General features: G+C 58.7%; 4 protein-coding genes. All 4 read left to right on the top strand.

The genetic code is table 11. From position 1 onward, the window contains the following. On the top strand, positions 1–985 hold a 985-nt coding region (locus JWR14_RS06485; RefSeq protein WP_299703317.1), incomplete at its 5' end, for an ABC transporter permease. A 131-nt stretch (positions 986–1,116) separates the two neighbouring features. Next, a complete protein-coding gene (locus tag JWR14_RS06480; RefSeq protein ID WP_299703319.1) occupies positions 1,117–2,040 on the top strand; it encodes an ABC transporter substrate-binding protein in 924 nt (307 codons plus the stop codon). A gap of 251 nt (positions 2,041–2,291) precedes the next feature. Next, the gene (locus JWR14_RS06475; protein WP_299703314.1) at positions 2,292–2,852 is read left to right on the top strand and encodes a YceI family protein; all 561 of its coding nucleotides are present in this window, start codon (positions 2,292–2,294) and stop codon (positions 2,850–2,852) included. Between the two features lie 36 nt (positions 2,853–2,888). After that, positions 2,889–3,341, top strand: a 453-nt coding sequence (locus tag JWR14_RS06470) for a YceI family protein (RefSeq protein WP_299703311.1), incomplete at its 3' end; no start/stop codon positions are given.

The raw sequence follows: 3,341 nt of genomic DNA, 5'->3' as shown, positions 1-3,341 counted from the left end.
CGCCCGAGAACGCCGCAAGGACCTGATCCAGAAGTTCGCGGCACTGGGAAGCCTGGTGATGCTCGTGGTCGTGTTCTCGGCGACGAGCAATGCGTTCATGTCGCTGGGCAATGGCATGACCGTGGCGCTGCAGGTGACGTCCATCGCTTATCTCGGGCTCGGCGCGACGTGCGTGATCATTACTGGTGGCATCGACTTGTCGGTCGGGTCGGTGCTCGCGCTGTCGGGCGTGGCGGCCGCGATGCTCGTGAAAGCCGGCGTGCCCGTGCCGATAGGCATGCTCGGCGGCGTGATTGTGGGCGCAATCTGCGGTGCGTTCAATGGCTTGTTCGTCACGCGCATGGGCTTGCCGCCGTTCATCGCCACACTGGGCATGATGCTTGTCGCGCGCGGCGTGGCGTTGCAGATTACCGGCGCACGGCCGGTCTCGGGGCTCGGCGATTCGTTCGCAGAACTCGGCAATGGTTCGCTCTTTCGCGTAGTCCGCATGGGGTCGGACGGGTTCCCCGACATCGTGTTTCCCGGCATTCCGTATCCCGTGATCATCATGGTCGTGCTGGCGGTGCTGGTGGCCATCATGCTCAGCCGCACGTCGCTTGGGCGGCACATTTACGCGGTCGGATCGAATGCGGAAGCCGCGCGTTTGTCCGGCGTGAACGTCAATCGCGTGAAGCTGTTCACCTATGTGCTGTCCGGTGCGCTTGCGGGGCTGACCGGATGTGTGCTGATGTCGCGGCTGGTGACGGCGCAGCCGAACGAAGGGGTGATGTATGAACTCGATGCCATCGCGAGTGCGGTGATTGGCGGCACGTCGCTGATGGGCGGTGTCGGCACGATTTCCGGCACGGCGATTGGCGCGTTCGTGATCGGCATCTTGCGCAACGGGCTGAACATGAACGGGGTATCGAGTTTCATCCAGCAGATCATCATCGGGCTGGTTATCTTGGGGACGGTGTGGATTGACCAGATCCGGAACCGGAGATGAGTTTCATCGAACGCGCCTCAAGCGTTCGCGTTTTTTGCAAGAGATGATGTGGAAGAAAACGAGAGTCCCACGGGGTCTTACAAAATGAACAGGAGCGAGACATGAAACTGATGAAATTGACCACCCAAGCGATGTTCACCGCTGTGCTTGCCGTTGCTGCGAGCAGCGCGTTTGCGGCGGGCGGCGAGATTGCCGTGATCGTGAAGAGTGCCGATTCGAACTACTGGCAGAACGTCAACAAGGGCGCGACCGCTGCCCTGGCTTCTGAGAAGGGATACACGATGACCTTCCAGGGCCCGGCCGCCGAATCCGATATAGCCGCCGAAGTGAACATGGTCGAGAACGCGGTGAACCGGAAAGTCGCGGGGATCGTGCTGGCGGCATCGGACCCGGACGCGCTGGTGCCGGCCGTGAAGAAGGCGTGGGAAGCGCATATTCCGGTGGTGATCATTGATTCGGCGTTGTCCGATTCGGGCAAGCCGTATTACCAGGCTTTCCTCTCCACCGACAACGAAAAGGCTGGCGAGATGTGCGCCCAGGCATTGATCGCTCGGGTGGGGCAGACGGGCAAGATTGCGTTGATGTCGTATGTGGCCGGCGCGGGGTCCGAAGTAGGGCGCGTGGGCGGGTTCCGCAAGTATCTGACGGCGCATTCCAAGTTGCAGGTGGTCGGCCCGTATTACTCGCAGTCGCAAATGGCGAACGCGTTGAACCAGACGACTGACGTGCTTGCAGCGAACCCCGACCTGAAGGGTATTTTCGGGGCGAACGAACCGACGGCGGTCGGGATGGGTCGCGCGCTGGCTCAGTCGGGTAAGGCGGGCAAGGTGATTGCGGTTGGATTCGACGGTAATTCGGATTTGCAGAACTTCGTGAAGGACGGAACGATCCAGGCGATCGCTGTGCAAGGGTCGTATCAGATGGGATATAAGGGCATTCAAACGGTGATTGGCGTGATTGAGAAGAAGGCGCCGCCGAAGTTTGTCGATACGGGTGTCGTCATGGTCGACAAGGGGAATATTGATCAGCCAGTGGCGAAGAACGTGTTGTATTGAGCGTTGGGTTTTGGTTTCTGGTTGAAGGCTGGGCAGGTGACGCGCAGCGCGAAGGGATTGCAGGTTGATCCTTTTGCGCTGCGCTTTTTTGTGGTCGGTTTTCGCGGTTTCGTTTCACCGGACGTTCACTGATTTTTGTTATCAGTTCCTCCATTACCTTTACCCGTAGAACAATCTGTTCCTGCCGTGTGGCTATCCGCCGCACATCTGCTCGCATACCATGCCGTATCGATTACGACCCTAAGCCTGATATGCAAACACGCTTGTACCGATGGTTATTAGCGGCTTCCGCCGCCACCGCTTTATTTGCCAGCGCCGCCCAGGCCCAGGTCGACACGACCAAAAGCACGGTGACGGCGACATCGAAGCAAATGAACGTGCCGGTTGAAGGCAAGTTCAATAAGTTCACCGCGCAACTCGACTTCGATCCGGCCAAGCCGACGGCCGGCAGCGCGAATATCAGCATCGATACGGGAAGCTACGATCTCGGCGATGAAAGCTACAACAAGCAAGCGACTGACAAAGACTGGTTCGACACGGCGCATTTTCCGAGCGCTACGTTCGTTTCAACGGGTATCGCGCCGGCCGGTGGGACCAAGTTCAACGTCAGCGGCAAGTTGACCATCAAGGGCAAGTCGCAGACCGTCATCGTGCCGGTCACGGTCACGAGCCAGGGCGCGACGCAAACCTTCGACGGTTCATTGCCTATCAAACGTACGCAGTTCGATGTCGGCTCGGGCGAATGGAAAGACACCTCGGTTGTCGCCGACGAAGTCGTCATCAAGTTCCACCTCGTCGCAACGAAGAAATAAGCGCTCACCGATCCTCACATTCATTCTGGAAAACTCATGAAAAAGAACCTTTTGATTGCAGCCGCCGGCGCGCTTTTTGCGGCCGTTTCGTTCAACGCGATGGCTGAGGAAGCAACGTATCAGCTCGACCCGGCCCACACGTCCCCGAGCTTCGAAGCCGATCACTTTGGCGGCCTCTCGGTCTGGCGCGGCAAGTTCACCAAGAGCAGCGGCACGGTGACGCTTGATCGCGCGGCCAAGAAAGGCACGCTGGACGCGACCATCGACATGACGTCGATTGATATCGGCAATGAAAAGCTGAATGGTGAACTGAAGAGCGCGCAATTCTTCGACACCGATAAATTCCCGACGGCGACCTACAAGGGCACGTCGATGAAGTTCAAGGGCGACGTACCGGTTGAAGTGATTGGCGAACTGACGCTGCATGGCGTGACGAAGCCGGTGAACCTGAAGATCGACTCGTTTAAATGCATCATGCATCCGATGCTG

This window comes from Caballeronia sp. (genome assembly GCF_028292365.1).
Taxonomy (GTDB): Bacteria; Pseudomonadota; Gammaproteobacteria; order Burkholderiales; family Burkholderiaceae; genus Caballeronia.
Note: the sequence above shows the minus strand (reverse complement) of the source record. Positions and strands in the feature narration are given on the sequence as shown.

Excerpts from the sequence above, each read along its gene's own strand:
- JWR14_RS06480 (WP_299703319.1), top strand. The coding sequence starts at position 1,117 with ATGTTCACCGCTGTGCTTGCCGTTGCTGCGAGCAGCGCGTTTGCGGCG.
- JWR14_RS06475 (WP_299703314.1), top strand. The coding sequence starts at position 2,292 with ATGCAAACACGCTTGTACCGATGGTTATTAGCGGCTTCCGCCGCCACC.